We start from the raw sequence: 331 nt of genomic DNA on the forward strand, positions 1-331 counted from the left end.
AGCGCGGTGGTCCCACCTGACCCCATGCCGAACTCAGAAGTGAAACGCCGTAGCGCCGATGGTAGTGTGGGGCCTCCCCATGCGAGAGTAGGGAACTGCCAGGCATTAAATTTAGTGTGCTGATATGGCTCAGTTGGTAGAGCGCACCCTTGGTAAGGGTGAGGTCCCCAGTTCGACTCTGGGTATCAGCACCAGTTAAGACACGAGTTCGGTAAATAAAAGAATTTGCCTGGCGGCTGTAGCGCGGTGGTCCCACCTGACCCCATGCCGAACTCAGAAGTGAAACGCCGTAGCGCCGATGGTAGTGTGGGGTCTCCCCATGCGAGAGTAG

General features: G+C 57.1%; 1 tRNA gene and 2 rRNA genes. All 3 read left to right on the top strand.

The features are described 5' to 3' along the window. A 5S ribosomal RNA gene (rrf, locus tag WFO64_RS22395) occupies positions 1-104 on the top strand; the annotation flags it as partial. Between the two features lie 14 nt (positions 105-118). Then, positions 119-194 (top strand) — tRNA-Thr (locus WFO64_RS22400). A gap of 34 nt (positions 195-228) precedes the next feature. Next, a 5S ribosomal RNA gene (gene rrf, locus WFO64_RS22405) occupies positions 229-331 on the top strand; the annotation flags it as partial.

The sequence above is a fragment of the Pantoea sp. AS142 genome (assembly GCF_037152305.1).
In the GTDB taxonomy this organism is placed as follows: Bacteria; Pseudomonadota; Gammaproteobacteria; order Enterobacterales; family Enterobacteriaceae; genus Pantoea.